General features: G+C 60.4%; 19 protein-coding genes. 5 read left to right on the forward strand and 14 right to left on the reverse strand.

Annotated elements, in window-relative coordinates; genetic code table 11:
* Positions 1-91: 91 nt before the first annotated feature.
* From BFQ03_RS08590 to BFQ03_RS08600, 3 genes are all read right to left on the reverse strand, one after another.
* Entirely contained in the window at positions 92-1228 is a 1137-nt protein-coding gene (locus BFQ03_RS08590; RefSeq protein WP_032862014.1) for a branched-chain amino acid ABC transporter substrate-binding protein, read from the reverse strand.
* A gap of 388 nt (positions 1229-1616) precedes the next feature.
* Positions 1617-2900: an L-pipecolate oxidase gene (locus BFQ03_RS08595; protein ID WP_065942871.1), complete on the reverse strand. Its 1284-nt coding sequence runs from the start codon at positions 2898-2900 to the stop codon at positions 1617-1619.
* A 152-nt stretch (positions 2901-3052) separates the two neighbouring features.
* A complete protein-coding gene (locus BFQ03_RS08600) occupies positions 3053-4543 on the reverse strand; it encodes an L-piperidine-6-carboxylate dehydrogenase (RefSeq protein ID WP_032862018.1) in 1491 nt (496 codons plus the stop codon).
* 150 nt (positions 4544-4693) lie between these two features.
* On the opposite strand from BFQ03_RS08600, the gene BFQ03_RS08605 reads away from it, so the two are divergent.
* From BFQ03_RS08605 to nadE, 3 genes are all read left to right on the forward strand, one after another.
* Entirely contained in the window at positions 4694-5584 is an 891-nt protein-coding gene (locus BFQ03_RS08605; protein ID WP_032862020.1) for a LysR family transcriptional regulator, read from the forward strand.
* A gap of 118 nt (positions 5585-5702) precedes the next feature.
* Positions 5703-6917, forward strand: coding sequence for a nicotinate phosphoribosyltransferase (gene pncB / locus BFQ03_RS08610; RefSeq protein ID WP_029300515.1), 1215 nt, complete (start codon positions 5703-5705; stop codon positions 6915-6917).
* A gap of 3 nt (positions 6918-6920) precedes the next feature.
* Positions 6921-7748, forward strand: coding sequence for an ammonia-dependent NAD(+) synthetase (gene nadE / locus BFQ03_RS08615; protein WP_032862022.1), 828 nt, complete (start codon positions 6921-6923; stop codon positions 7746-7748).
* A 133-nt stretch (positions 7749-7881) separates the two neighbouring features.
* On the opposite strand, the gene azu is transcribed toward nadE, so the two are convergent.
* On the reverse strand, positions 7882-8328 hold the full coding sequence (gene azu, locus BFQ03_RS08620) for an azurin (protein WP_032862023.1): 447 nt from the start codon (positions 8326-8328) through the stop codon (positions 7882-7884).
* Positions 8329-8710: 382 nt separating this feature from the next.
* On the opposite strand from azu, the gene BFQ03_RS08625 reads away from it, so the two are divergent.
* Positions 8711-8893: a hypothetical protein gene (locus BFQ03_RS08625; protein WP_032862024.1), complete on the forward strand. Its 183-nt coding sequence runs from the start codon at positions 8711-8713 to the stop codon at positions 8891-8893.
* A 99-nt stretch (positions 8894-8992) separates the two neighbouring features.
* On the opposite strand, the gene BFQ03_RS08630 is transcribed toward BFQ03_RS08625, so the two are convergent.
* The 5 genes from BFQ03_RS08630 to BFQ03_RS08650 form a co-directional block, all read right to left on the reverse strand.
* Positions 8993-9883 carry a transglutaminase family protein gene (locus BFQ03_RS08630; RefSeq protein WP_032862025.1) on the reverse strand — a complete coding sequence of 297 codons (891 nt, stop codon included), beginning with the start codon at positions 9881-9883 and terminating at the stop codon, positions 8993-8995.
* A complete protein-coding gene (locus tag BFQ03_RS08635; protein WP_065942872.1) occupies positions 9883-12369 on the reverse strand; it encodes a circularly permuted type 2 ATP-grasp protein in 2487 nt (828 codons plus the stop codon). Before BFQ03_RS08635 ends, BFQ03_RS08630 begins: the two co-directional genes overlap by 1 nt.
* A gap of 97 nt (positions 12370-12466) precedes the next feature.
* Positions 12467-15751, reverse strand: a complete 3285-nt coding sequence (locus BFQ03_RS08640; RefSeq protein WP_065942873.1) for a transglutaminase family protein — start codon at positions 15749-15751, stop codon at positions 12467-12469.
* Between the two features lie 201 nt (positions 15752-15952).
* Positions 15953-16426 carry a hypothetical protein gene (locus tag BFQ03_RS08645; RefSeq protein ID WP_065942874.1) on the reverse strand — a complete coding sequence of 158 codons (474 nt, stop codon included), beginning with the start codon at positions 16424-16426 and terminating at the stop codon, positions 15953-15955.
* Positions 16423-17337, reverse strand: coding sequence for an Ssp4 family T6SS effector (locus BFQ03_RS08650; protein ID WP_065942875.1), 915 nt, complete (start codon positions 17335-17337; stop codon positions 16423-16425). The genes BFQ03_RS08645 and BFQ03_RS08650 overlap by 4 nt, the downstream gene beginning before the upstream one ends.
* A 181-nt stretch (positions 17338-17518) precedes the next feature.
* Between BFQ03_RS08650 and BFQ03_RS08655 the strand changes: the two genes are divergently transcribed.
* Positions 17519-18007, forward strand: coding sequence for an Hcp family type VI secretion system effector (locus tag BFQ03_RS08655; protein ID WP_032862028.1), 489 nt, complete (start codon positions 17519-17521; stop codon positions 18005-18007).
* A gap of 41 nt (positions 18008-18048) precedes the next feature.
* On the opposite strand, the gene BFQ03_RS08660 is transcribed toward BFQ03_RS08655, so the two are convergent.
* The 5 genes from BFQ03_RS08660 to dnaB all read right to left on the reverse strand — a co-directional run bounded on the left by BFQ03_RS08660 (position 18049) and on the right by dnaB (position 24005).
* A complete protein-coding gene (locus tag BFQ03_RS08660) occupies positions 18049-18498 on the reverse strand; it encodes a hypothetical protein (RefSeq protein WP_032862030.1) in 450 nt (149 codons plus the stop codon).
* Positions 18499-18567: 69 nt separating this feature from the next.
* Positions 18568-19008 carry a hypothetical protein gene (locus BFQ03_RS08665; protein WP_032862032.1) on the reverse strand — a complete coding sequence of 147 codons (441 nt, stop codon included), beginning with the start codon at positions 19006-19008 and terminating at the stop codon, positions 18568-18570.
* Positions 19008-19925, reverse strand: coding sequence for an Ssp4 family T6SS effector (locus BFQ03_RS08670; RefSeq protein ID WP_032862033.1), 918 nt, complete (start codon positions 19923-19925; stop codon positions 19008-19010). The genes BFQ03_RS08665 and BFQ03_RS08670 overlap by 1 nt, the downstream gene beginning before the upstream one ends.
* Before the next feature lie 250 nt (positions 19926-20175).
* A complete protein-coding gene (locus BFQ03_RS08675) occupies positions 20176-22479 on the reverse strand; it encodes a YgiQ family radical SAM protein (RefSeq protein WP_032862035.1) in 2304 nt (767 codons plus the stop codon).
* Positions 22480-22610: 131 nt separating this feature from the next.
* Positions 22611-24005 carry a replicative DNA helicase gene (gene dnaB / locus BFQ03_RS08680; protein ID WP_032862036.1) on the reverse strand — a complete coding sequence of 465 codons (1395 nt, stop codon included), beginning with the start codon at positions 24003-24005 and terminating at the stop codon, positions 22611-22613.
* Between the last annotated feature and the right edge of the window lie 22 nt (positions 24006-24027).

Raw genomic sequence — 24027 nt, forward strand, 5'->3', positions numbered from 1 at the left:
CGAGAGCGATGCGGCATTCAGGATGCCTGCGTCATCGTTAACGCTCTTCGCGAGCAAGCTCGCTCCTACAGGAAGATGCCGTCAGTTCGGATTACTTCTGCTTTTCCAACTGGTGGTATTTGCCGTCCTTGTCCCACTGGTAAACCACGTAATCGGAGACCTTCAGGTCGCCCTTGGTGTCCCACTCCTTCTTGCCCATCACGGTTTGCACCGGGTTGGCTTTCAGCCACTTGGCCGCGTCTTCGCCCTTGTTGGACTTGGCGCCGTTGAAGCCAGCTGCCAGGGCCTGGATCGAAGCGTAGGCGTACAGGGTGTAGCCTTCTGGCTCAGTGCCATTCTTGCGGAACTCTTCCACCACCGCCTTGCTGTCGGGCAGCAGGCGCGGGTCAGCACCGAATGTCATGTAGACGCCATTGACGTACTGCGCACCACCGGCAGTGGCGACCAGTTCATCGGTCACTACACCATCGTCGGACATGAACTTGACGTCCTTGAGGCCCGCTTCACGGATCTGGCGCACCAGTGGACCGGCTTCCGGGTGCAAGCCGCCGAAGTAGACGACGTCGGCGCCCAGGGAACGGATCTTGGTGACCAGGGCGCTGAAGTCTTTCTCGCCACGGGTCAGGCCTTCTTCCAGCACCGGCTTGACGCCGCGCTTGGTCAACTGTGCCGCAGTGGCATCGGCCAGGCCTTTGCCGTAGGTGTCCTTGTCGTTGATGACCGCGACTTTCTTGCCCTTGAGCACATCGACGATGTAGTCACCGGCCACGATGCCTTGCTGGTCGTCACGCCCGCACATGCGGAACATGGCGCCCAGGCCACGCTCGGTGACTTGTGGGTTGGTGGAGCCTGGAGTGATTGCGATGATGCCCGCTTCGTCATACACCTCGGAGGCAGGAATGGTGTTCGACGAGCAGAAGTGCCCGACCACACCGATCACTTTGTCCTGGTCGGCCAGGCGGTTGGCCACGGCCACGGCCTGCTTGGGCTCGCACGCATCGTCGCCGGCCACCAGCTTGATCTGCTCGCCGTTGATCCCGCCGGCCTTGTTGATAACGTCAGCTGCCGCCTGGGCACCTTTCATGTACTGCTCACCGAAGGCAGCGTTGGCGCCGGTCATCGGCCCCGCTACGCCAATCTTCACATCAGCTTGAACAAACGTAGAAACACCCAGCGCGGCAGCTACCGCGAGGGCCAGGAAACCTTTCTTGTAAAACGTCTGGGACATGAGTGGTGCTCCGAGTTTTTTGTTGAATGGGCACTGCAATTTCACTTCAAACTTTCACTTGAAACCTTCACTAAAAGCTCAGAGCAAGCAGCGTGCCATTGCGTTTTTTTATTTCAGAAAGACACGGTGTCATTGTTATTACAGGTGTTTCGGTGCCTTTTTGGCGGGACGTGCAACCGTCTAGCCCGCAAAGGTGCAACCAATGGGTAAAAAGGGTGAAACCCGCTCGAAAAACTGATGTCAGCCAGCCATCAAGCGAACCCTTGTTCATCTGTAACCATGGGCGTAACGGAAGTGCACATTTACAGTGCGTCACTGCTACGACTCGCACCAATACAGATTAGTAGCCGGCTAAGAAAATGCCGGCTTTTGAGGGGTATTTCGCTGATCAGATGACAATTCGCAGACATTGGCCGGCGTGGTACAGCGAAAACCCAGCCTCGTACAGGCAACTGCGCAGGCCCACCCCGGCCAGCGGTTGCATGGGGGCGAACGGAATTGGCAGGGCCTGGGGATCCTGGTGGCACAAATAATCGGCAAATGCCTTGCCCACTACACTGCCCGTGGTCACACCACGCCCGTTGTAGCCAGTGACCGCCACCAAGCCGGGCGCAGGCTCGAAAAGGCGCATCAAGTGGTCCGGGGTGAAGGCGATGCAGCCGGTCCAGGTGTATTGCCAATCCACCGCCTTGAGAAACGGGAAATAATGCTGCTGCACACGGTCAGCCCAGGCCTTGAGGAACCACGCCGGCTTCTGGTTGCCATTGCCCAGGCTGCCCAGCAACAAACGCCCCTCGGCATCGCGGCGGATGCTGCTCAGCACCTGGCGCGTATCCCAGGAACCCTGGCCGCCCGGGAGGATTTGTTGCGCGGCGTCATCGCTCAATGGCGCCGAAGCCACTTGGTAGTAATAGCCGGGGAAAAAATTGCGCCGCAAATCCGTCCACTCACCTTCGGTGTAGGCATTGGAGGCGATCACCACTTGTGCAGCCTGCACCGCGCCCTGGGCAGTTTGCACAGACCAGTGCTGGCCCTGGCGCTCCAATTGAGTCACTGGGGAATGGTCGAACAACTGCCCGCCCAGGCCCACCGCCGCATTGGCCAGGCCGCTGGTGTAGGCCATCGGGTTCAAGGTACCGGCGCGCCGGTCGAGCAAGGCGGCGGCGATCTTTTTGGTGCCGGTGGCCTGCTCGCACGCAGCACCGGTCAACAGTTCGACGGGCGCGCCGCGGCGCTTCCATTGTTCCTCGCGGCTGCGCAGGTCGGCTTCGCCACGGGCGTTGTGCGCCATGTGCAAGGTGCCCTCACGGCGCAACTGGCAATCAATCTTGTACTTGTCGATCAGGCTGAACACCAGGGACGGTGCCGCACCGAGCATGCGGTTGAGCTGGCTACCCACCGCCGTGCCGAAACCGGCCTCGATCTCGTCCGGGGGGATCCACAGCCCGGCATTGACCAAGCCAACGTTACGCCCCGAACCGCCATGGCCGGTGCGATGGGCCTCCAGCACGCACACACTTTTACCTTGCTCCAGCAGATGGATGGCCGCTGACAAACCGGTGATACCGGCGCCGATCACGCACACATCGGCTTTTACTTCGCCCTTGAGCGCGGCGCGATCCGGCCGGCCAGGGGTCAGTAGTTCCCACAAACACGCTTCGCGTAATGGCATTGCCAGACTCCGGGATGAGACCTAACAAACAATTGTTGAACGGCAAACCCGATCAACTGTGGGAGCTGGCTTGCCTGCGATAGCGGTATTGGATTCGCCATCGCCATCGCAGGCAAGCCAGCTCCCACATTGACCGCATTTGGGCTGGAGGCTCAGTCGAAGGTAATGCCCTGCGCTAGCGGCAACTCCAGCGAATAGTTCACGGTATTGGTCTGGCGGCGCATGTACCCGCGCCACGCATCCGAGCCCGATTCACGCCCGCCACCGGTTTCTTTCTCGCCACCAAACGCGCCACCGATCTCTGCACCGCTCGGGCCGATATTGACGTTGGCGATCCCGCAGTCGCTGCCTACCGCCGACATGAATTGCTCGGCTTCGCGCACATCAGTGGTGAAGATGCATGACGACAGCCCCTGGGGCACTTCGTTGTTCAGGCGCAGGGCTTGGGCAAAATCGCGGTAGCCGATCACGTAGAGGATCGGCGCGAACGTTTCGCTGCGTACCACATCGCTCTGCTCGGGCATCTCCACAATCGCTGGCGAGACGTAGTAGCCATGGGGGAACTTATCTTCCAACTGGCGCTTGCCACCGAACACCCGACCACCTTCGCTCAAGGCCTGTTCCAGGGCGTCCTGCATGTTGTCGAAGCTGTGCTTGTCGATCAGCGGGCCGACCAGGTTGCCTTCCAGCGGATGGCCGATGCGCACCTTGGAATACGCCGCCTTGAGACGCGTGACGATCTCCTCCTTGACCGATTCATGGGCGATCAACCGACGCAGGCTGGTGCAACGCTGACCAGCGGTACCCACCGCGCTGAACAGGATGGCGCGCACGGCCATGTCCAGGTCGGCGCTTGGGCCGAGGATCATCGCGTTGTTGCCGCCCAGTTCAAGAATGCTGCGGGCAAACCGCGCGGCGACCTTGGGCGCCACTTCACGGCCCATGCGCGTGCTGCCGGTGGCGCTGATCAGCGCTACGCGCGGGTCGTCCACCAGGGCCGCGCCGGCATCGCGACCGCCAATGACCACCTGGCTGAGGTACGGTGGCGCGTCGCTGAAGTTCTTCGCTACCCGCTCGAACAAGGCCTGGCAGGCCAGGGCGGTGAGCGGGGTCTTTTCCGAGGGTTTCCAGATCACCGCGTTGCCGCACACCAGCGCCAGCGCGGTGTTCCACGCCCACACCGCGACCGGGAAGTTGAAGGCGCTGATCACGCCAACCACGCCCAGCGGGTGCCAGGTCTCACGCATATGGTGGCCCGGGCGCTCGGAGGCGATGGTCAAGCCGTACAACTGGCGCGACAGGCCCACGGCGAAGTCGCAGATGTCGATCATTTCCTGCACTTCACCCAGGCCTTCCTGGGTGATCTTGCCGGCTTCCCAGGACACCAGTTCGCCCAGGTCGGTCTTGTACTCACGCAGCAAGTCGCCGAACTGGCGCACCAGCTCACCGCGACGGGGTGCCGGCACCTTGCGCCAGGCGTCGAATGCATGCTCGGCGCGACTGACCTGCTGCTCGACCTCGGCGGCCCCTTCCCAGTGCACACTGGCGATGCGGCTGCCATCGATGGGTGAATGCACAGGCTGTTTACCGGCCTGGTACAACGCTGGGTCTACGCCGAGACGATCAAGCAATGCGGCAACCATGGGTCACTCCTTCAATCCACACAAAAATTGCGCCGCGGCCAACACGGCGATCCAGGCCTTATTTGTAGCCGGCCCGGGACTTACCAACAAACGACGATTAGGCGAGATATCATTCCGTTTATTCATGCCAAAACAAAAAAGAGGCAGGCCGTGCTCAATAAAAGACATTTGCCCTCGATCACCGCCCTGCAGTGCTTCGAGGCCGTGACCCGCCACCTGAGTTTCACCCGCGCCGCCGAGGAGCTGAACCTCACGCAGAGCGCCGTCAGCAAACAGGTCGCGCAGTTGGAAGAGTTGCTGCAGCACCTGCTGTTTCGCCGGGTGCGCCGCCGCTTGCAGATGACCCCTGCGGGCGACCTGTATCTGGTGGAAGTGCGCAAGATCCTCAGCCAGGTGGAAATGTCGACCCACTACCTGCGCTCCTACGGCGGCGAGACCGAAGTACTGCGGGTGTCCACGCCCTACACCTTCGGCGCGCGCTGGCTGGTCCCACGGCTCAAGGGCTGGCGCCTGCGCCACCCGCAGATCCACCTGGACCTGTGCAACGAGCAGACGCCGGATGAACTGCTGCAAGGCAAGGCTGACCTGGCCTTCTACTTCGGCGCAGGCTCGCGGCCGGGCACCGAGAGCCTCAAGCTGTTCAGTGAGGAACTGGTGCCGGTGTGCGCCCCAGAGAGCCTGCCCACCCAGCCTTTCACTGACCCCACGCAACTGAGCAACCTGGTGCTGCTGCAAAATGCCTCGCGCCCCCAGGGCTGGCACGACTGGTTCGCCAGCCTCGGTTACCAGACCGAGCACAGCTACCATGGGCCGCGCTTTGATACCTTCTATATGTGTATCCGCGCGGCCCAGGTGGGTTGTGGCGTGGCGCTGTTGCCACGGTTTTTGGTGGAAGAAGAGCTGGCGGATGGCAAGTTGGTGATCCCCTGGCAGCATGCAATGCCCAGCCAGGATGCGTACTACCTGGCGTACCCGGAGCATTCGGCGGAGGTGCCCAAGGTGCGGGACTTTGTGAAGTGGATGATGGAGCAGGTTGATTGATTCCCCCGCAGGAGCTGGCTTGCCAGCGATAGCGCCAGAGGCCACAACAAAAAAACCTCTGGCAAAACAACACAGGTCTATGCGCCACTAGCGCCATTCTTGTTTGGAGATTCCCGTTATGAGCGAGAGTGTGTTTGCCGATCGCATCGTGCAGAACCTGCTCGACACCGACTTCTACAAGCTGACCATGATGCAGGCGGTGCTGCACAACTACCCCAATGTGGAAGTTGAATGGGAATTCCGTTGCCGTAACAGCGAAGACCTGCGCCCTTATCTGGCAGAAATCCGCTACCAGATCGAGCGCCTGGCCGAGTTGAGCCTGAGCCCGGATCAACTGGGCTTTTTGGAACGTATCAGCTTCATGAAGCCGGACTTCCTGCGCTTCCTCGGTCTGTTTCGCTTCAACCTGCGCTATGTGCAGACCGGCATCGAGAACGGCGAGCTGTTTATCCGCCTGCGCGGCCCGTGGCTGCATGTGATCCTGTTTGAAGTGCCACTGCTGGCCATCGTCAGCGAAGTGCGCAACCGCTATCGCTACCAGACCATCATCCTGGAGCAGGCGCGCGAACAGCTGTATCGCAAGTTCGACTGGCTGAGCGCCAACGCCAGCAGCGATGAGCTGGCCGAATTGCAGGTCGCGGACTTCGGCACCCGGCGGCGCTTCTCCTACCGCGTGCAAGAGGAAGTGGTGAATGTGCTCAAGCACGACTTCCCCGGCCGTTTCGTCGGTACCAGCAACGTACATCTGGCCCGCGAGCTGGACATGAAGCCGCTGGGCACCATGGCCCACGAATGGATCATGGCCCACCAGCAACTGGGCCCGCGGCTGATCGACAGCCAGATCGCCGCCCTCGATTGCTGGGTCCGCGAGTACCGTGGCCTGCTGGGTATCGCCCTGACCGATTGCATCACCACCGATGCCTTCCTCAGCGATTTCGATCTGTACTTCGCCAAGCTGTTCGACGGCCTGCGCCACGACTCTGGCGATCCGGTGCAGTGGGCCGAAAAGGCCATCGCCCATTACCACAAGCTGGGCATCGAGCCGATGAGCAAGACCCTGGTGTTCTCCGACAGTCTGACGCTGCCCAAGGCCCTGGAGATTTTCCGGGCGCTGCGCGGGCGGATCAATGTCAGCTTTGGCATCGGTACCAACCTGACCTGTGACATTCCAGGTGTGGAACCGATGAGCATCGTGCTTAAAATGACCGCCTGCAATGGCCAGCCCGTGGCGAAGATCTCCGATGAAGCGGGCAAGACCCATTGCACGGATCCGAACTTCGTCGCCTATTTGCGCCACGTTTTCAAAGTACCTGCCATCTCTAGCGAGGAGTGAATCATGCAAGCCGTACAGCGTGAGATTGCCCAACAGCTCAAGGTTCAACCACCGTTCCAGGACCACGCCGCCCTTGCAGCGGAAGTGGCCCGGCGGATTACCTTTATCCAGGACTGTCTGCTCAATTCGGGGCTCAAGACCCTCGTGCTGGGCATCAGCGGCGGCGTCGACTCCCTGACCGCCGGCCTCCTGGCCCAACGGGCAATGAAAGAGCTGCGCGCCCTCAAAGGCGATGACGCTTACCGCTTTATCGCGGTGCGCCTGCCTTACGAGACCCAGTTCGACGAACACGATGCCCAGGCCAGCGTCGACTTTATCAACCCGGACGAGCGCCACACCGTCAATATCGGCCCGGCGGTCAAGGCCCTGGCCAATGAAGTGGCGGCCTTCGAAGGCAAGGCGGCGGTGTCCCGTGACTTTGTGCTGGGCAATACCAAGGCGCGGATGCGCATGGTCGCGCAATACACCATCGCCGGCGCGGCGAGCGGCCTGGTGATCGGTACCGACCATGCGGCGGAAGCCGTGATGGGCTTTTTCACCAAGTTCGGGGACGGCGCCTGCGACCTGGCACCGTTGAGCGGCCTGGTGAAAAACCAGGTACGCGCGATTGCCCGGCACTTTGGTGCGCCTGAGTCGCTGGTGGAGAAGATCCCGACCGCCGACCTGGAAGACCTGTCACCGGGCAAGCCGGATGAAGCGTCCCATGGCGTGACCTATACCGAGATCGATGCGTTCCTGCACGGTGAGCCGGTGCGTGAAGAGGCGTTCAGGATTATCTGCGATACCTATCGCAAGACTGAACACAAGCGGGTGATGCCGTTTGCGCCGTGAGGTAGGCCGGGTGGTTGTGTATTGATTGTCAGACCGCTATCGCGGGCAAGCCCGCTCCCACATTTGAATGTATTCACACATCAAAATGTAGGAGCTGGCTTGCCTGCGATGAACGATAACGCGGTCTTGAGCCTTACTTCAGGGTCACAGTGCCTTTCATCATCGAGATGTGGCCTGGGAACGAGCAGAAGAACATGTATTTGCCATCAGCCTTGAGCTTGGACACGTCGAAGGTCACCGAGTCAGTCTCGCCAGCGCCGATGATCTTGGTATGGGCGATGATGCGGGTATCGCCTTCTTTCAAGTAGTTCTTGTCGATACCGGCGGCCATGCCATCGGTTGCAACCGGCTGCATATCAGCCTCAGTGGTCAACACCCAGTTGTGACCCATGACGTTCTTCGGCAGGTTGCCGGAGTGTTTCAGATCAACGGTGAACGTCTTGCAGCTCTTGTCGATTTCAATGGCTTTGGTGTTGAAGGACATCTGGTCGGTGGAGTCGACGGTGACCTTGCACTCTGCAGCAAGCAACTGGCCGCTAGCCAGAGTCAGCAGGGAAACAGCAACGATTTTGGCAAACATGTGAATCTCCAAGGCAGGGTTTAGAAAACGCATATGCGACAAGGGTGCCTGAGGCAGGCAGATGTTCCAATGATCTGAATCAACAAATTGTATACAACTTTAGGCTATCAGACTGATCGACAGAATCAACCAGCCAAAGTGCCGCACGCCGCCTAAGATCGGTCCATCACCCCCTTTTGGAGTCCGAGCCATGCACCTCAATAGCCTGTTGCGCAGCCTGCTTGCCACTTACGCCTGTGGCGCCAGTGGTACTTACGAAACGGTTAATGTCGACTAACGTTTAATCTTGAGAGGCGATTCTGAAACCCGATTACCCCTTGGGGCGCGTTTAAAGGCAGAATAGCCGCCGCTCAACCTCACCTTCGACCCCAGAGGATCGCCCATGGCAAAACCTAATTACTCCTTCGCCAAACGTCAGAGAGACTTGGCCAAGGAACAGAAGAAAGAGGAAAAGCTGCAACGCAAGAAAGCTGCAGCTGACGAAGAAGCTGGCGCACTGAACCCGGATGCCGAAGGTGAAGTGGCTGCTGATGACACCGAGACCGCGAAAGACCCGGCTGAATAACACCTGTAGGAGCGAGCTTGCTCGCGAAGCGTTACAACGATAACGCGGACATCCTGGCTTTATGCGGTGCCCTTGCGTTTTTCGCGAGCAAGCTCGCTCCTACATTAATGGCATCACCGTTACCCGCACTTCCGGGTCATGGTTCCCTCCCCCCAGAATCACCCCCCGCAACGGCGAGACATCGGAAAAATCCCGGCCCCAGGCCAGGGTGATGTGCTCCAGTGCCGGCTGCACGTTGTTGGTCGGATCAAAATCCACCCAACCTGACACCGGGCAAAATACCGACACCCACGCGTGCGACGCATCGGCGCCGATCAGCCGTGGCTGGCCAGGCGGCGGCTGGGTCAGCAGGTAGCCACTGATGTAACGCGCCGCCAGGCCCCGTGAGCGCAGGCAAGCGAGCATCAGATGGGCAAAGTCCTGGCAAACCCCCCGTCGGCGCTCCAGCACCTCCACCAGCGGCGTGGCGACCTGGGTGGCTTCGGCATCGAAGGTGAACTCGCTGAAAATCTTCTCCATCAACGCCTGCACGCCCAACAACAGCGGACGACCGGCAGGAAAACAACTCTCGGAGAACTCGACGAAGGTTTTCTTCAGATGCACGTAGGGCGATTCAAAACGATAACGGCACGCCTCGATGGCCTCTGCCGACAACGGCTGGCTGCTGTAGGTCAGGCTGTCGCGAGTCTGGTCCCAGGGCGGTGACTGGCTGAAATCCAGCACCGGCCGGGCCAGCACTTCGACGGTCAAGCCGGCATTGACCAACAATTCATCATGGGGCCGCTCGAACGCCAGCCGGGTGATCGGGTTGCCAAACACGTCCAGCTCATCGCGGCGCGCAGTCGGTTCGGGGCTGATCTCCAATTGCCGCGAAGTGCAGCGCTGCCAGGCACAGGGGCGCGGCCACAAGTGCGCCAGCTGCTGGGCCAGGGACACCGGGCTGTCGTAGTGGTAATGGGTATCGTGGAAAATCTGGTAGCGCGCACTCATCACACAGACACCGTTTGCTGGCTGACATCATCCACATGGGCAAAATGGCGCAAGGCCAGGCGATCGGAAACTTGCCCGCTTTCATCGGCGACGGCCTGCAACAGGTCCGCCAGGCCATCGAGGGCCGCACGTACGCCGGCGTCGCCAAACAGCGGGTTCTCCAGGCAACCCAGGTCAAAGCGCGACAGGCGCTCCACCAGCGGCGCCAGGCCGGTCTCCCGCGGCACACCGAAGTCATCGTTGAGCCGGCGCAGGGTGCGGCTCACCAGTTTGAGCTGGAACAGCACTGCGTGGGGGTTCTGTTCATCCAGTAGCAACAGGTCCAGCACCGGAATCAATTGCGGCACCGCCAGGTAGCGCGAGCGGTAGGTGATGCTGCTGTTGCCCAGCTCCAGCAACCACTCCAGCCCGGCCTGATCGAACACCGCCACGCCGCGCAGGAAGGCCGCGAGGCTGCTGCTGAGAAATTGCAGGCGCTCGATACGCCGGCCCATCATCAAGAAACGCCAGCCTTCGTCGCGGGTCATGTCGTCCAGGGCAAAACCGGACAAGGCCGCCAGGGACATCACCAGACGGTTGAGGAAGTCCAGTAACTGGCCAAAGTCCGGGGTCTCGCTTTCCAGCTCCATGGCCTCGCGCTGCAACTCCACCAGAGCCTGCCAGTTCTCCCGGGACAACTTGCCGCGCACCTGGGACGCCGCCCACTGCAAACGCTGCAAATTGGCACGCAGGCTCGACGGCCAGTCATCACCGAGCAGGGCTTCCAGCAGCCGCTCTGGCAACTCACCCTCCTCCGGCAGCAGGCGCAGGCTTTCTCCAAGCTCCACGGCGGCCTGCAAGGCCAGCGGATCGTCACCGTCGACATAGCGGGCGAGGACGATCCGCAGCCAGCGTGCACTGTCATCACAGCGCTCACAGTAACGGCCGAACCAGAACAGGTTTTCCACCACCCGCGAGGGCAGGTACGGGTCGCGGCGCACCAGGTCGTGAGCGCCAATCACTCGCTGCGCCCGCCATTGTTCGCCACCTGGGGCGCGCTCGCCCAGGACCCAGGTGTCCTTGCTTGCCCCACCACGTTGCATCGACACCACTTCTGCGTCCGCCTGCGCCGCCACACGGGTCAGGCCGCCCGGCAACACCCGGTAGCCGTCTTCGCTGGCCACCGCGTACACGCGCATGCCGATGGCGCGATGCTGTAGATGATCGTCCACCGTGTGCCAGACCGGCGCCTGGGACAGTTGCGCCAACTCTTGCGCGACGTAGGCATAGGGGCGCGCCTGTATTCGTTCAGCCAGAGCCTGGCGTTGTTCCTGGTTCAGGTCGCGACCAAACACCGGAGCAAAACTTTGCGAGGGAAACGCCGGCTTGATCAGCAGCTCCGGGAGCTTTTCCAGGGCTTCAGCCAGCACCGGCGCCTCGCCGCACCACCAGGTGGCGATGGACGGCAGGATCAGTTCTTCGCCAAACAGAAACTGATTGATCTTCGGCAAAAAACCCAGCAAGCCGGGAGACTCCAGCACGCCGGCGCCCAAGGCGTTGGCCACCAGTACATTGCCCTGGCGCACCGCATCCAACAGGCCGGGCACGCCCAGGGCCGAGTCGGTGCGCAGCTCCAGCGGGTCGCAAAAATCATCGTCCAGCCGCCGCATGATCGCGTGTACACGGCGCAGGCCGCTGAGGGTCTTGAGGTACACCGTACTGTCGCGCACCGTCAGGTCGCCGCCTTCTACCAGTGGGTAACCGAGCTGGCGGGCCAGGTACAGGTGTTCGAAATAGCTTTCGTTGAACCGTCCCGGGGTCAGCAGCACGATCAGCGGCGGCTGGTCATCGCCCGGCGCCTGGCGGGCCAGGGTTTCCTGCAGGGTGCGGAAAAAGCCGGTGAGGTGCTGCACTTGCAAGTCGCGATACAGGTCCGGGAACGCACGGGACACGATGGTCCGGTTTTCCAGGGCGTAGCCGGCGCCGGACGGCGCCTGGGTGCGATCCGCCGTGACCCACCAGCGACCGTCCGGGGTGCGCGCCAGGTCCACCGCATACAGGTGCAGGAACACGCCATCGGGCGGCTGGATGCCCTGGCACGGCCACAGGTAATTGTTATGCCCGAACACCAGCTCTGCTGGCAGCAAACCTTCGGCAATCAGACGTTGCGGGCCGTACAGGTCGGCCAGCACGGCGTTGAGCAACCGTGCGCGCTGGGCGATGCCCGCGGACAAATGCGCCCACTCATCCGCCGCCAATACGTGCGGCAGCAAGTCCAGCTCCCAGGGGCGGTCCGCGCCCTTGGGGTCGGCGTAGACGTTGTAGGTCACGCCGTTTTCCTGGATCTGGCGGGTCAGCAACGCCTGGCGCTGGGCCAGTTGTGCCGGGGTGCTGCGCTGCAGATGGTCAAGCAAGCGCCGCCAATGGGTACGGACGGCACCGCTGTCGTCCAGCAGTTCGTGATAAGTGCCCGCAGTCAGCGGGTAACGGTCGAGCAAGTCGGACATGGAACGCTCGGCAGAGGCAAGGGGGCTCAGATTAACTCACAAACACTGCAAATCTACTGTAGGAGCTGGCTTGCCGGCTCCTACAGTAGGATTGTATTTAGTCATTTTTATGGGGAAACCGCCGCAGATCCAGGGTCATTGGCAACTCGTCGTTCACGACCACCGGCGGTACTGGCAGCGTCCCGGGGCTATGCCCCAAGCGGAAAAACCGCGCCATGCGCCGGCTCTCGGCTTCATTGGCATTGACCGGCAGGCTGTCGTAATTGCGCCCGCCCGGATGGGCCACATGGTATTGGCAGCCGCCCAGGGAACGCTGCATCCAGGTATCGAGCAGATCAAACACCAGCGGCGCATGCACCGGGATGGTCGGCTGCAAGCAATTGGCCGGTTGCCAGGCGCGATAGCGCACGCCGGCGACAAACTCACCCACACGCCCGGTGGCATGCAGCGGCACGGCCACGCCGTTGCAGGTCAGCACATAGCGCTGCGGCGGCAAGCCGCTGAGTTTCACCTGCAAACGCTCAAGGGATGAGTCCACATAACGCACCGTCCCGCCCGCCGCGCCCTCCTCGCCCAGCACATGCCAGGGCTCCAGGGCCTGGCGCAGTTCCAGTTCGATACCGCTGACGGCATAGTCGCCGACCTTGGGAAAGCGGAACTCCAGGTGCGCGGCGAACCACTCGGCGCGCAGCGGGTAGCCGGCCGCGTTGAGGTCGACGATAACGTCGGCAAAGTCCTGCTCGATAAAGTGCGGCAGCAGGAAACGGTCGTGCAGTTCCGTGCCCCAGCGCGCCAGTTTCGGCGGCGCGTAGGGCTCGCGCCAAAAACGCGCCACCAGTGCCCGCAGCAGCAACTGCTGGGTCAGGCTCATGCGCGCGTGGGGCGGCATTTCAAAGGCACGCAGTTCCAGCAGGCCCAGGCGCCCGGTGGCGCCGTCGGGGGAGTAGAGCTTGTCGATGCAAAACTCGGCGCGATGGGTGTTGCCGGTGACGTCAATCAGCAGGTTGCGCAACAGCCGGTCCACCAACCAAGGTGGGCATTCCTCCCCAGGCTCGGGCATCTGCGCGAAGGCGATTTCCAGTTCATACAGCGCATCGTTGCGCGCCTCATCCACCCGTGGCGCCTGGGAGGTCGGGCCGATAAACAGGCCGGAAAACAGGTACGACAAGGACGGATGGTTGTGCCAATAGCTGATCAAACTGCGCAACAGGTCCGGGCGACGCAGGAACGGTGAGTCCTTGGGCGTGGCGCCGCCGAGCACAAAGTGGTTACCGCCACCGGTGCCGGTGTGACGCCCGTCGATCATGAATTTTTCGGTAGTCAGGCGGGTTTGCCGGGCCTCTTCATAGAGGAACTCGGTGCGCTCCACCAATTCATCCCAGGTCGCGGACGGCTGCACATTGACTTCGATTACGCCGGGGTCGGGCGTGACGCGGAAGTTGCTCAGGCGCGGATCGCTTGGCGGCTCGTAGCCTTCCAGCAGCACCGGGCAATGCAGTTCTTCGGCGCAGGCCTCGATGACCGCCACCAGCTCCAGGTAATCCTGGACCCGCTCCAGGGGCGGCATAAACAGATAGAGCCGACCTTCCCGCGCCTCGGCACACAAGGCGGTACGCGTCAGCCAGTCAGCCGACTCGTCGATCCTGGGCACCCGCTCTTCACTGGGAGCAGGCTCGCCAGGGGCCGGCGCCGTGACAGGCAATGGCGGCAGATCCTGATTGGGATCGGTCGGATGCACGAAGGGGTAGTCGGCCGCCGTCACCCACGGCTGCGAGGCCAATGGCAAACGATAGCCCAGCGGCGAATCCCCAGGCACCAGCCGGCAATGGTTGTCGCGCAGGTACCAGCGGCCGCTTTGCCAGCGATCATTGGCCGCCGTGCGCGCCAGCGGTAAAACCTGGCCAATGACTTTATCCAGGCCCTGGGTAAACACCTTGCGCAGTCGCGCACGCTCCAGTTCGTCGTCCAGTCGCGGGTCTTGGACACTGACATTCTGTGCCAGCGCACCCTCGCGCCACAGGTAGTAGAAATTGTCTTCGTAGGCCGGGAACACAAAGCGCGCCGGCAACTTCAGGCGCTCGGCGACACTGGCCAGAAAGCGCCCGGCCATCACCTCATCGGCGCCGTAGTCCTGCTGTTCATCGGCGATCAACGCGCTGTTGTGCCAGACCGGCACGCCATCGCGACGCCAATGGCAGTTGAGGGACCAACGCGGCAATTGCTCGCCGGGGTACCACTTGCCCTGGCCGAAATGCACCAGCCCCTTGGGCGCATAGTGCTTGCGCATGCGCTGGAACAACTCGGCAGACAGCCGACGCTTGTCCGGGCCCAGGGCGGCGGTGTTCCACTCGGCGCCGTCGGGGTCGTCGATGGAGACAAATGTCGGTTCGCCGCCCATGGTCAGGCGCACGTCGTCCTTGAGCAGGTCGCCATCAATCTGCCGCCCCAGCGCCTGGATCGCCAGCCACTGCTCTTCGGTGTAGGGCTTGGTGACACGTGGCGCTTCCCAGATACGCTCCACTGACATCTCGTGGGTAAATTCGCACTCGCAGGGCTCGACCAGACCACTGATAGGCGCCGCTGACGATGGATCAGGACTACAGGCCAGCGGGATATGCCCTTCACCAGCGAACAACCCGGACGTAGCATCCAGGCCAATCCAGCCCGCGCCCGGCAAATACACTTCGCACCAGGCGTGCAGGTCGGTGAAGTCCACCTCGGTGCCCGAGGGGCCGTCGAGGGCCTTGACGTCGGCGGTGAGCTGAATCAGGTAACCGGAAACAAACCGCGCCGCCAAGCCCAGGTTGCGCAGCAACTGCACCAGCAGCCAGGCCGAATCGCGGCACGAGCCGCTGGCGTTTTCCAGAGTGAACTCCGGGGTCTGTACGCCGGGCTCCATGCGGATCAGGTAGCCGATATCGGCAGCCAGGCGCTGATTGAGGCCAACCAGGAAGTCCACGGCTGGCAGTGGCGTGCGGTCGATACCGGCCAGGTACGCGGCGAACTTCGGCGTCAGCGGCAAGGTTTCCAGGTACGGCGCCAGCTCGCGCTGCTCATCGGCAGCGTAACTGAAGGGGATTTTTTCAGCGTAGGGCTCAAGGAAGAAATCGAACGGGTTGAACACCGCCATCTCGGCGACCAGATCCACCTCGATGCGCAGCTCATCGGTCTTTTCCGGGAAAACCAGCCGCGCCAGGTAATTGCCCTGGGGGTCTTGCTGCCAATTGATGAAATGCTGCTCGGGCAGCACTTTCAGCGCGTAGGACAGGATCCGCGTGCGGCTATGGGCCGCCGGGCGCAGGCGCACAATCTGCGGGCCAAGCTCCACAGCGCGGTCGTAGCGGTAATGCGTAACATGGTGCAACGCGACATGAATCGACACGGCGGCCTCCTGCGAGCCAGGGCATGGAAACAAAGCGCGCAAGACTTATGCCAGAGCGGCGGTCATTGCGTTTTATCGAGGGAGCCGGTGCAGTACAGCACCAAAACGGCGCCACGGCTGCGGTAATGGTGCAAGGGTTGCACACTATTGTGGCGAATGTGGGTGGGGCGGTATCGGTTTGGCGGCCAATGGGGTGGGGAATCACCTCGACTTCCTTATTATTGCCCGCTCATGTTTACGTCGCTTGCTAATGGCCGCCGATACTTTCCGGCGCATATGGTGAAGCTCTACGGCTTTTGCACACATTTCTCGATGGCGTTTACTGCGCAGCAGCAGCAGCCCAAGTACCGGCCAAAAGAAGCTTTCTGCGTAAATGAATGGGTGCGGCGAGAACTGAAAACCTGGCAAGGCAACCAATAGACAGGCGATGAAAAGGCCATACATGCCCCAGGCCCACTTCGGTCGCCCATAGGCGATCATGAAGTTGCAGTGTGTGATAAATAAAGCCAAGACCACGCAGGCATTTTCAGCAGCAGCATTTGATAACGATGGTAAATAATAATTTTCCACCAACACGACAACAGCAGTACTGCCGAAGAAACCTGAAAAAATTATGCCAATAAACACGGGGAAATTACGGACCAAAAAAGGACGAAGTGGCACGAGAAACTTCATTCTGATGTCTCCTCGTAGAGTCCGACCGCAATAGTCCGGATGTTGCCGGAACGCATGCTGCCAGTAATGCCCGATACGGCGCCAAGGGCATCAAGCATCTGCATGATGGTCCCGCGCCTTACTTCAGCCGAGGTGTAGCGCTTTGGCATCTCTCCAGCCATTTGTTTCAGCTTGATCATTTTCCGGGTCAATTCCGGATGGTTGATACTGAGTAACTCCCTGGTGAGCTTTACCCGCTCCTGTCGACTCAGCCCCTTGAGTACCTGGTGTGTGTTTTTCCCCGTTGCCTTTTTGAGCATGCTGACGAACCGAATCGTCGACAGCGCTGTGCTACCAGCACCTAACAACGAAGCAGCATCCAATCCGGTCGTTACGGCCTGATACCATTGATCGCTATCCAGAGCGTCATTACGGGCAGGGTCAGTCATTTCATTCCTGGTCCGGCGAGCGCCAATCACGCACTGGATCGAACTGGCTACTACTGACGTATAACTAATCACAGCAACCACACCCGTCGCCCCGAAGGTAAAAGGACTCAGCACCGAGCCCCCCAATATCACCAACCAACTGATCACCGCCGAACTACACGCCAACGCCGCATTAACCGCTTCAAACGCCACCTGCGACTCTCGCGGCTCGTTCTCCAGCCGCCGAGCGAACTCCACCCGCCCGACATATCTCGGCGCCTCCCGCAAAATCACCTTCTTCGGCGCAATGCTGCAAATCGGCTGAAACTCACGCAACACCACCACGCGCATTTGCGTATCGAGATACACCACCCCGGCCCCGACAATAGCGGGATCAGCGTCGATGGCCGCAAACAATCGGCGTAGGTCGATACTGCTTTCAACCCGTTGCCGCGTCATGGAATGGTCGATGGAGAAACCATCCCTCAATACACTGGAAGTCATCCTTTTACTCCTGAGTACACAAGAGCGCCGAGCGTAAAGACAGTGCATCGCTCAAGAATGTCGGATTTTTTCCTTTCTTCAGACAGCCACTTCCTGAACGTACCTCAAGGCCTTGCGGGCCTTACCGAGGATGGGAAAAAGTGCGCGTCCTTAACGACAAATACTGAGGCAGGGAGCAACGATGGCAACGGATATGTTTTTGAAACTGGGGGACATCAAGGGTGAATCCGGGGACCAGGCGCATCGCGATGAAATCGACGTCAGCGAATGGAGCTGGGGGATGTCGCAATCCGGATCCATGCACAGCGGAACCGGTGGTGGCGCGGGCAAGGTCAACATGCAGAACCTGTCCATCACCAAAACCGTGGACAAATCCTCGCCCAACCTGATGATGGCCTGCGCCACCGGAAAGCATTATCCAGAGGCCAGATTAACCGTGCGCAAGGCCGGCGGGGCCAGCGCTGTGGAGTATCTGGTGATCACGATGAAAGAAGTCATGATCGCGTCCTATCAGAGCGACGCGGTCACCACCAAGGATGTACTGAGCGAAATGATCAACCTGAACTTCGCCAAGATCGAAGTCAGCTATCAGCCGCAGAAGTCCGATGGCGGCAAGGATGGTGGGGCTATCAAGTTCGGCTGGAATATTCGCGAAAACATCAAAATCTGAAGGTATGAGCCAAGGTGTTTGCCCCCCTCAGTTGGTCTTGCCTACCGTGTTTTTTGCCTGGCGATTGCAGCCTTGCGCAATTGACGAATGTCGAAAAACTTCTGACGCATTACGCGATGGAGCTTGCTATTGAGCAGCAGTAGCGCCAGCAATGGAAACAGTAGGCTCAAACCATAGATTAACGAATGCTGCCGATCACTGATGGCGGGTAACACACCCAGGAAACACAGCCCCAAAAGCACCACCAGCGGCCACACCCATTGTGGACGCCCGCGCGCAATCATAAAGTTGCAGTGCACGATGAACAGAGTGAGCGCTATGCCCCCCAGGAAGGAATACTTGGTGTTGTCTGCCATGGAAAGGCTTGGCAAATAGCTGTCGAAAAACAACGGGACCGCAAACACCAGAGTAAAAATGGACGCGAATATAGCCCCCATAAAGACCGGAAAATACTTCGACAGAAAACTACGAATGCTGGGCAGCTCATTCATTGCTCGCGTTCCTAGTGCAGGCCACAGCAGTTGCTACCTTCTGAATAATGTTGAGGTTGTGAGGGGGCATCATTTTTTGCGCTGTGATTTCAAGGATTGGCGCAGACGACGGATCTCCAGAAGCTGACGGCGCATTTCCCTATGACGTTGACTATTGAACAACAACAGCCCCAGCAACGGAAACAACAGCCCTATTACATACGCAGCCATATGTGGCCGATAGCTATAGGTCGGCAGCACGACCAGAAAACAGACAACGTAGAAGGCTGCGATGGCCCAAGCCCCCCACTCTCGCCCTCTAATCATGACGAAATGGCTGAACGCCAAGAGCAATCCCAAGAAAACTGCCGCCAGAAAAGAATAGCGCGCCCGCTCTGGGTCACTGCGAAAAAATGTACTTGATGCCAGTGAAATTGCGACAGAGAGAGAGAAGCAGGCAAGGAAAAATGCGCATATAAACGCTGGAAAATACTGGGCTAAAAAAGCTTTCAGCGAACCTTGGCGATCCATCACTCAAGCTCCTCATACAGGCCAACTGCAACAGTTCGAATGTTGCCTGATAAGGCGCTCCCGGTAAAACCAATGGCAGCGCCCAGGGAATCTCTGATCTGCGTCACAGTAGCGTGATTGATCTCGGTCGCCGAATAGCGCTTGCTCAACTCACCGGAGCGCTGGCGCAGTTTCAAGAGCTTATTGCTCAAGCTTGGATCTTTCAGGCTTAGCAACTCCTTGGTGAGCGCCTTGCGTTGCTGACGGGTCAACCCCTTGGACAACTCGTACCAACTTCTGCCAGTCGTCACCTTTCGAGCCTGCAGCAGCCGAAGAGTCGTCAGAGTTGAGGCGCCGGCACCCAGCAGTGAAGCGGCGTCCAATACCGGCATTGCATAGCGATACCAGTCTTCGCTATCCATATCGTCGTTGGCTGCCGGGTCATTTAGTTCGTTGATAGTTCTCATGCCCCCGACTACACATTGCGCAGTACTGGCCGCTGCAGCAGTCGCGCCGATGCCCGTCACCACCAGGCTCGCGCCCCCCGTGAAAGGCACGGCGACTGTGCCGCTGAACACGACAATCCAACCGAGGATTGCACCCGCACAAGACAGGGTCGTATTGACCGCTTCCCCCACCAACCGAGACTCACGCGGGTTGTTTGTCACCTGCTGGGCAAACTGCGCCGGCGCAATGTACCTCTGCGCCTCACGTAAAATGATGCGCTTGGGCTTGATGCTGCAGATCGGCTTGAACTCGCGCAGAGTCACGACATTGAAGTCCGCATCGATATACACCACGCCCGCACCGACGATGCCGGGGTCGGCGTCGATGGCGGCGAACAGGCGGGGCAGGTTGATCTGGCTTTCGATGCGCTGGCGCGCCATGAACTGGGAGCGGTTGGAGTCCATGCCGATGTTGAGCAGGGGGTTGCTCATGGGGTGTTCTTCCTTGACGGGTTCGAGTGGCCGCAGAGGCCTCATTTCTGTAGGAGCGAGCTTGCTCGCGAAAAACTCACAAGCGCCGCGTTTGTCCAGGCAGCTCGCGTTATTGTTGACGTTTTTCGCGAGCAAGCTCGCTCCTACAGGTATGGCGGTTTAACGGGCGCCACCTTAACAAACAGGTTTCCCTGCCGCTAGAAAGCAAAACGCCAGCACGGAGGCTGGCGTTTGGCATTTCAGGCTGCAATCAACGCGGCACTACCGGCTTGCGCGCAGGCTTGCCGCCCTTGCCCTTGGCCGCATCAGCGCGCTCCTTGGCCGCCTGCTTGTTACGCGCCTGAGCTGCGGCCTTGGCCTGTTCGCGCTTGTCCCACGGGTTGCTACCGTCGCTGCCACGGGGTGGCAGGCCGGTGTGCTGGGTGAGGATCTTGGTGGTGGTTTCCTTGGCGACCTTATGGCTGCCCACCGGCGTCGAGTTCTTGCGACGGGCGCTCTGGTAGCTGTCAGTGCTCGGCTGGTGCAGCGGGATCAACTGGTCCTTGCCCGGCCCGATCAGGTCGGCGCGGCCCATGCGGGTCAGTGCTTCACGCAGCATCGGCCAGCCCTTCGGGTCGTGGTAGCGCAGGAAGGCCTTGTGCAGGCGGCGCTGGTCTTCGCTCTTGACGATGGTCACCGCATCGCTCTTGTAGGTGACCTTGCGCAGCGGGTTCTTGCCCGAGTGGTACATCGCGGTGGCGGTGGCCATCGGCGAGGGGTAGAACGCCTGCACCTGGTCGGCACGGAAGCCATTGCCCTTGAGCCACAGGGCCAGGTTCATCATGTCTTCATCGGTGGTGCCCGGGTGGGCGGCGATGAAGTACGGGATCAGATACTGTTCCTTGCCCGCTTCCTTGGTGTACTTCTCGAACATGCGCTTGAACTTGTCATAGCTGCCAATGCCCGGCTTCATCATCTGGTTGAGCGGACCTTCCTCGGTGTGTTCCGGGGCGATCTTCAGGTAGCCACCGACGTGGTGGGTCACCAGCTCCTTGACGTACTCCGGCGACTCGACAGCCAGGTCATAGCGCAGGCCGGAAGCGATCAAAATCTTCTTCACACCCGGCAACGCACGGGCGCTGCGGTACAGCTGGATCAAGGAGGAGTGGTCGGTGTTCAGGTTCGGGCAGATGCCCGGGAACACGCAGGATGGCTTGCGGCACGCAGATTCGATTTCCGGGCTCTTGCAGGCGATGCGGTACATGTTCGCGGTCGGGCCGCCGAGGTCGGAAATCACACCGGTGAAACCCGGGACCTTGTCACGGATCTCTTCGATCTCGCGAATGATCGACTCTTCGGAACGGTTCTGGATGATCCGGCCTTCGTGCTCGGTGATCGAGCAGAAGGTGCAGCCGCCGAAGCAGCCACGCATGATGTTCACCGAGAAGCGGATCATGTCGTAGGCCGGGATTTTCTCCTTGCCGTACACAGGATGCGGGACACGCGCGTAAGGCATGCCAAACACGTAGTCCATTTCTTCGGTGGTCATGGGAATGGGCGGCGGGTTGAACCACACGTCCACTTCACCATGCTTCTGCACCAGGGCGCGGGCGTTGCCAGGGTTGGTTTCCAGGTGGAGCACACGGTTGGCGTGGGCATACAGCACGGAGTCGCCACGGACTTTTTCCACGGACGGTAGACGAATGACCGTCTTGTCACGGGTCATGCGCGGGCTGGCCAGGATCTGTACGACCTTGGCCTCCTCCGGATCTTCAACCGGTCCCTTTTCCTGCTCGATGGCGCAGGCCTGGGTGTCCTGGGTATTCACGTACGGGTTGATGATCTTGTCGATCTTGCCCGGACGGTCGATACGGGTGGAGTCCACCTCGTACCAGCCTTCAGGCGTATCACGGCGAATGAACGCAGTGCCGCGCACGTCGGTGATGTCTTCGATCTTGTGGCCCCACGACAGGCGCTGGGCGACTTCGACAATCGCCCGCTCGGCGTTACCGTACAGCAGGATATCGGCGGTGGCGTCGATCAGGATCGAGTTGCGCACCCGGTCCTGCCAGTAGTCGTAATGGGCGATGCGGCGCAGGGAAGCCTCGATGCCGCCGAGTACGATCGGCACGTTCTTGTAGGCTTCCTTGCAGCGCTGGCTGTACACCAGGCTGGCGCGGTCCGGACGCTTGCCGGCCATGCCGCCCGGGGTGTAGGCGTCGTCGGAACGGATTTTCTTGTCGGCGGTGTAGCGGTTGATCATCGAGTCCATGTTGCCGGCCGCGACGCCGAAGAACAGATTCGGCTCGCCGAGCTTCATGAAGTCGTCTTTGGACTGCCAGTTGGGCTGGGCAATGATCCCGACGCGAAAGCCCTGGGACTCCAGCAGCCGGCCGATGATTGCCATGCCGAACGACGGATGGTCAACGTACGCATCACCGGTGACGATGATGATGTCGCATGAATCCCAGCCAAGCTGATCCATCTCCTCCCTGCTCATCGGCAGGAATGGCGCTGGGCCGAAACATTCGGCCCAGTACTTGGGATAGTCAAATAACGGCTTGGCTGTTTGCATGACGGTGACCGGTGTTGAGATGAAAAATCGCGGGCGCGGAATATAGCACAAATTTTGACCAATTCCGACGGTAATGGTCGGAATTGTGGAGCGCCCTGAATTGTGAATACATTTGAAATGTGGGAGCGGGCTTATTCGTCGTCGAAGTTATAGCTGCCCGGCGCAAGGTTTTCGAAACGCGTGTACTTGCCGATAAACGCCAGGCGCGTGGTGCCGATCGGGCCGTTCCGCTGCTTGCCGATAATGATCTCGGCGATGCCTTTATGCTCGGTCTCCGGGTGATAAACCTCATCCCGGTAAACGAACATAATTACGTCAGCATCCTGCTCGATCGCTCCGGATTCGCGCAAGTCAGAGTTGATCGGGCGCTTGTTCGGGCGTTGCTCCAGGGAGCGGTTGAGCTGCGAGAGCGCAACCACAGGGCAGTTGAATTCCTTGGCCAGGGCTTTGAGGGAGCGCGAGATTTCAGAAATCTCGTTGGTCCGGTTGTCGCCGCCAGAGCCAGGGATCTGCATCAGTTGCAGGTAGTCGATCATGATCAGGCCGACGTCGCCGTGTTCACGGACCAGGCGCCGAGTACGCGCGCGCATTTCCGACGGGCTGATGCCAGCGGTGTCGTCGATGAACAGCTTACGGTCGTTGAGCAGGTTGACCGCCGAGGTCAGGCGCGGCCAATCGTCGTCTTCGAGGCGACCGGCACGCACCTTGGTCTGGTCGATGCGGCCCAGGGACGAGAGCATCCGCATGATCAGCGATTCACCTGGCATCTCCAGGGAGTACACCAGTACGGCTTTCTCGCTGCGCAGTACCGCGTTTTCCACCAGGTTCATGGCAAAGGTGGTCTTACCCATGGACGGACGACCGGCGACGATGATCAAGTCAGCCGGTTGCAGGCCACTGGTCATGCCGTCGAGGTCGGTGTAGCCAGTGGACAGGCCGGTAATGGCGTTGTCGGTGTTGAACAGGGTATCGATTCGGTCGATGGCCTTGGTCAACAGGTCGTTGACGCTGACAGGGCCGCCAGTCTTCGGTCGCGCTTCGGCGATCTGGAAGATCTGCCGTTCGGCCTCATCGAGAATCTCTTCTGCCGTACGCCCTTCAGGGTTGAAGGCGCTGTCGGCGATTTCCGTAGCGATGCCAATCAACTGCCGCAAGGTGGCCCGTGCACGGACGATCTGCGCATAGGCCTTGATGTTGGCGACGGACGGTGTGTTTTTCGCCAGTTCACCAAGGTAGCCGAGACCGCCCACCTGTGAGGTCTGACCTTCCTTGTCCAATTGCTCGGCAAGGGTCACGACGTCGATGGGGGAGTTCAGATCGGCCAGCTTGGCAATGGCACGGAAGATCAGGCGGTGGTCATGGCGATAGAAGTCACCGTCCGAGACTTGATCGAGCACACGTTCCCAGGCGTTGTTGTCCAGCATCAAGCCACCGAGCACGGCCTGTTCGGCCTCGATGGAATGCGGCGGCACCTTCAGGGCAGCGGTTTGCAGATCGTATTGCTCAGGAGCGGAGATATCGTTCATGGCCACTTGAAATTAGGGGGTC

The organism is Pseudomonas sp. 25 R 14, from assembly GCF_900004755.1.
GTDB lineage: Bacteria > Pseudomonadota > Gammaproteobacteria > Pseudomonadales > Pseudomonadaceae > Aquipseudomonas > Aquipseudomonas brenneri.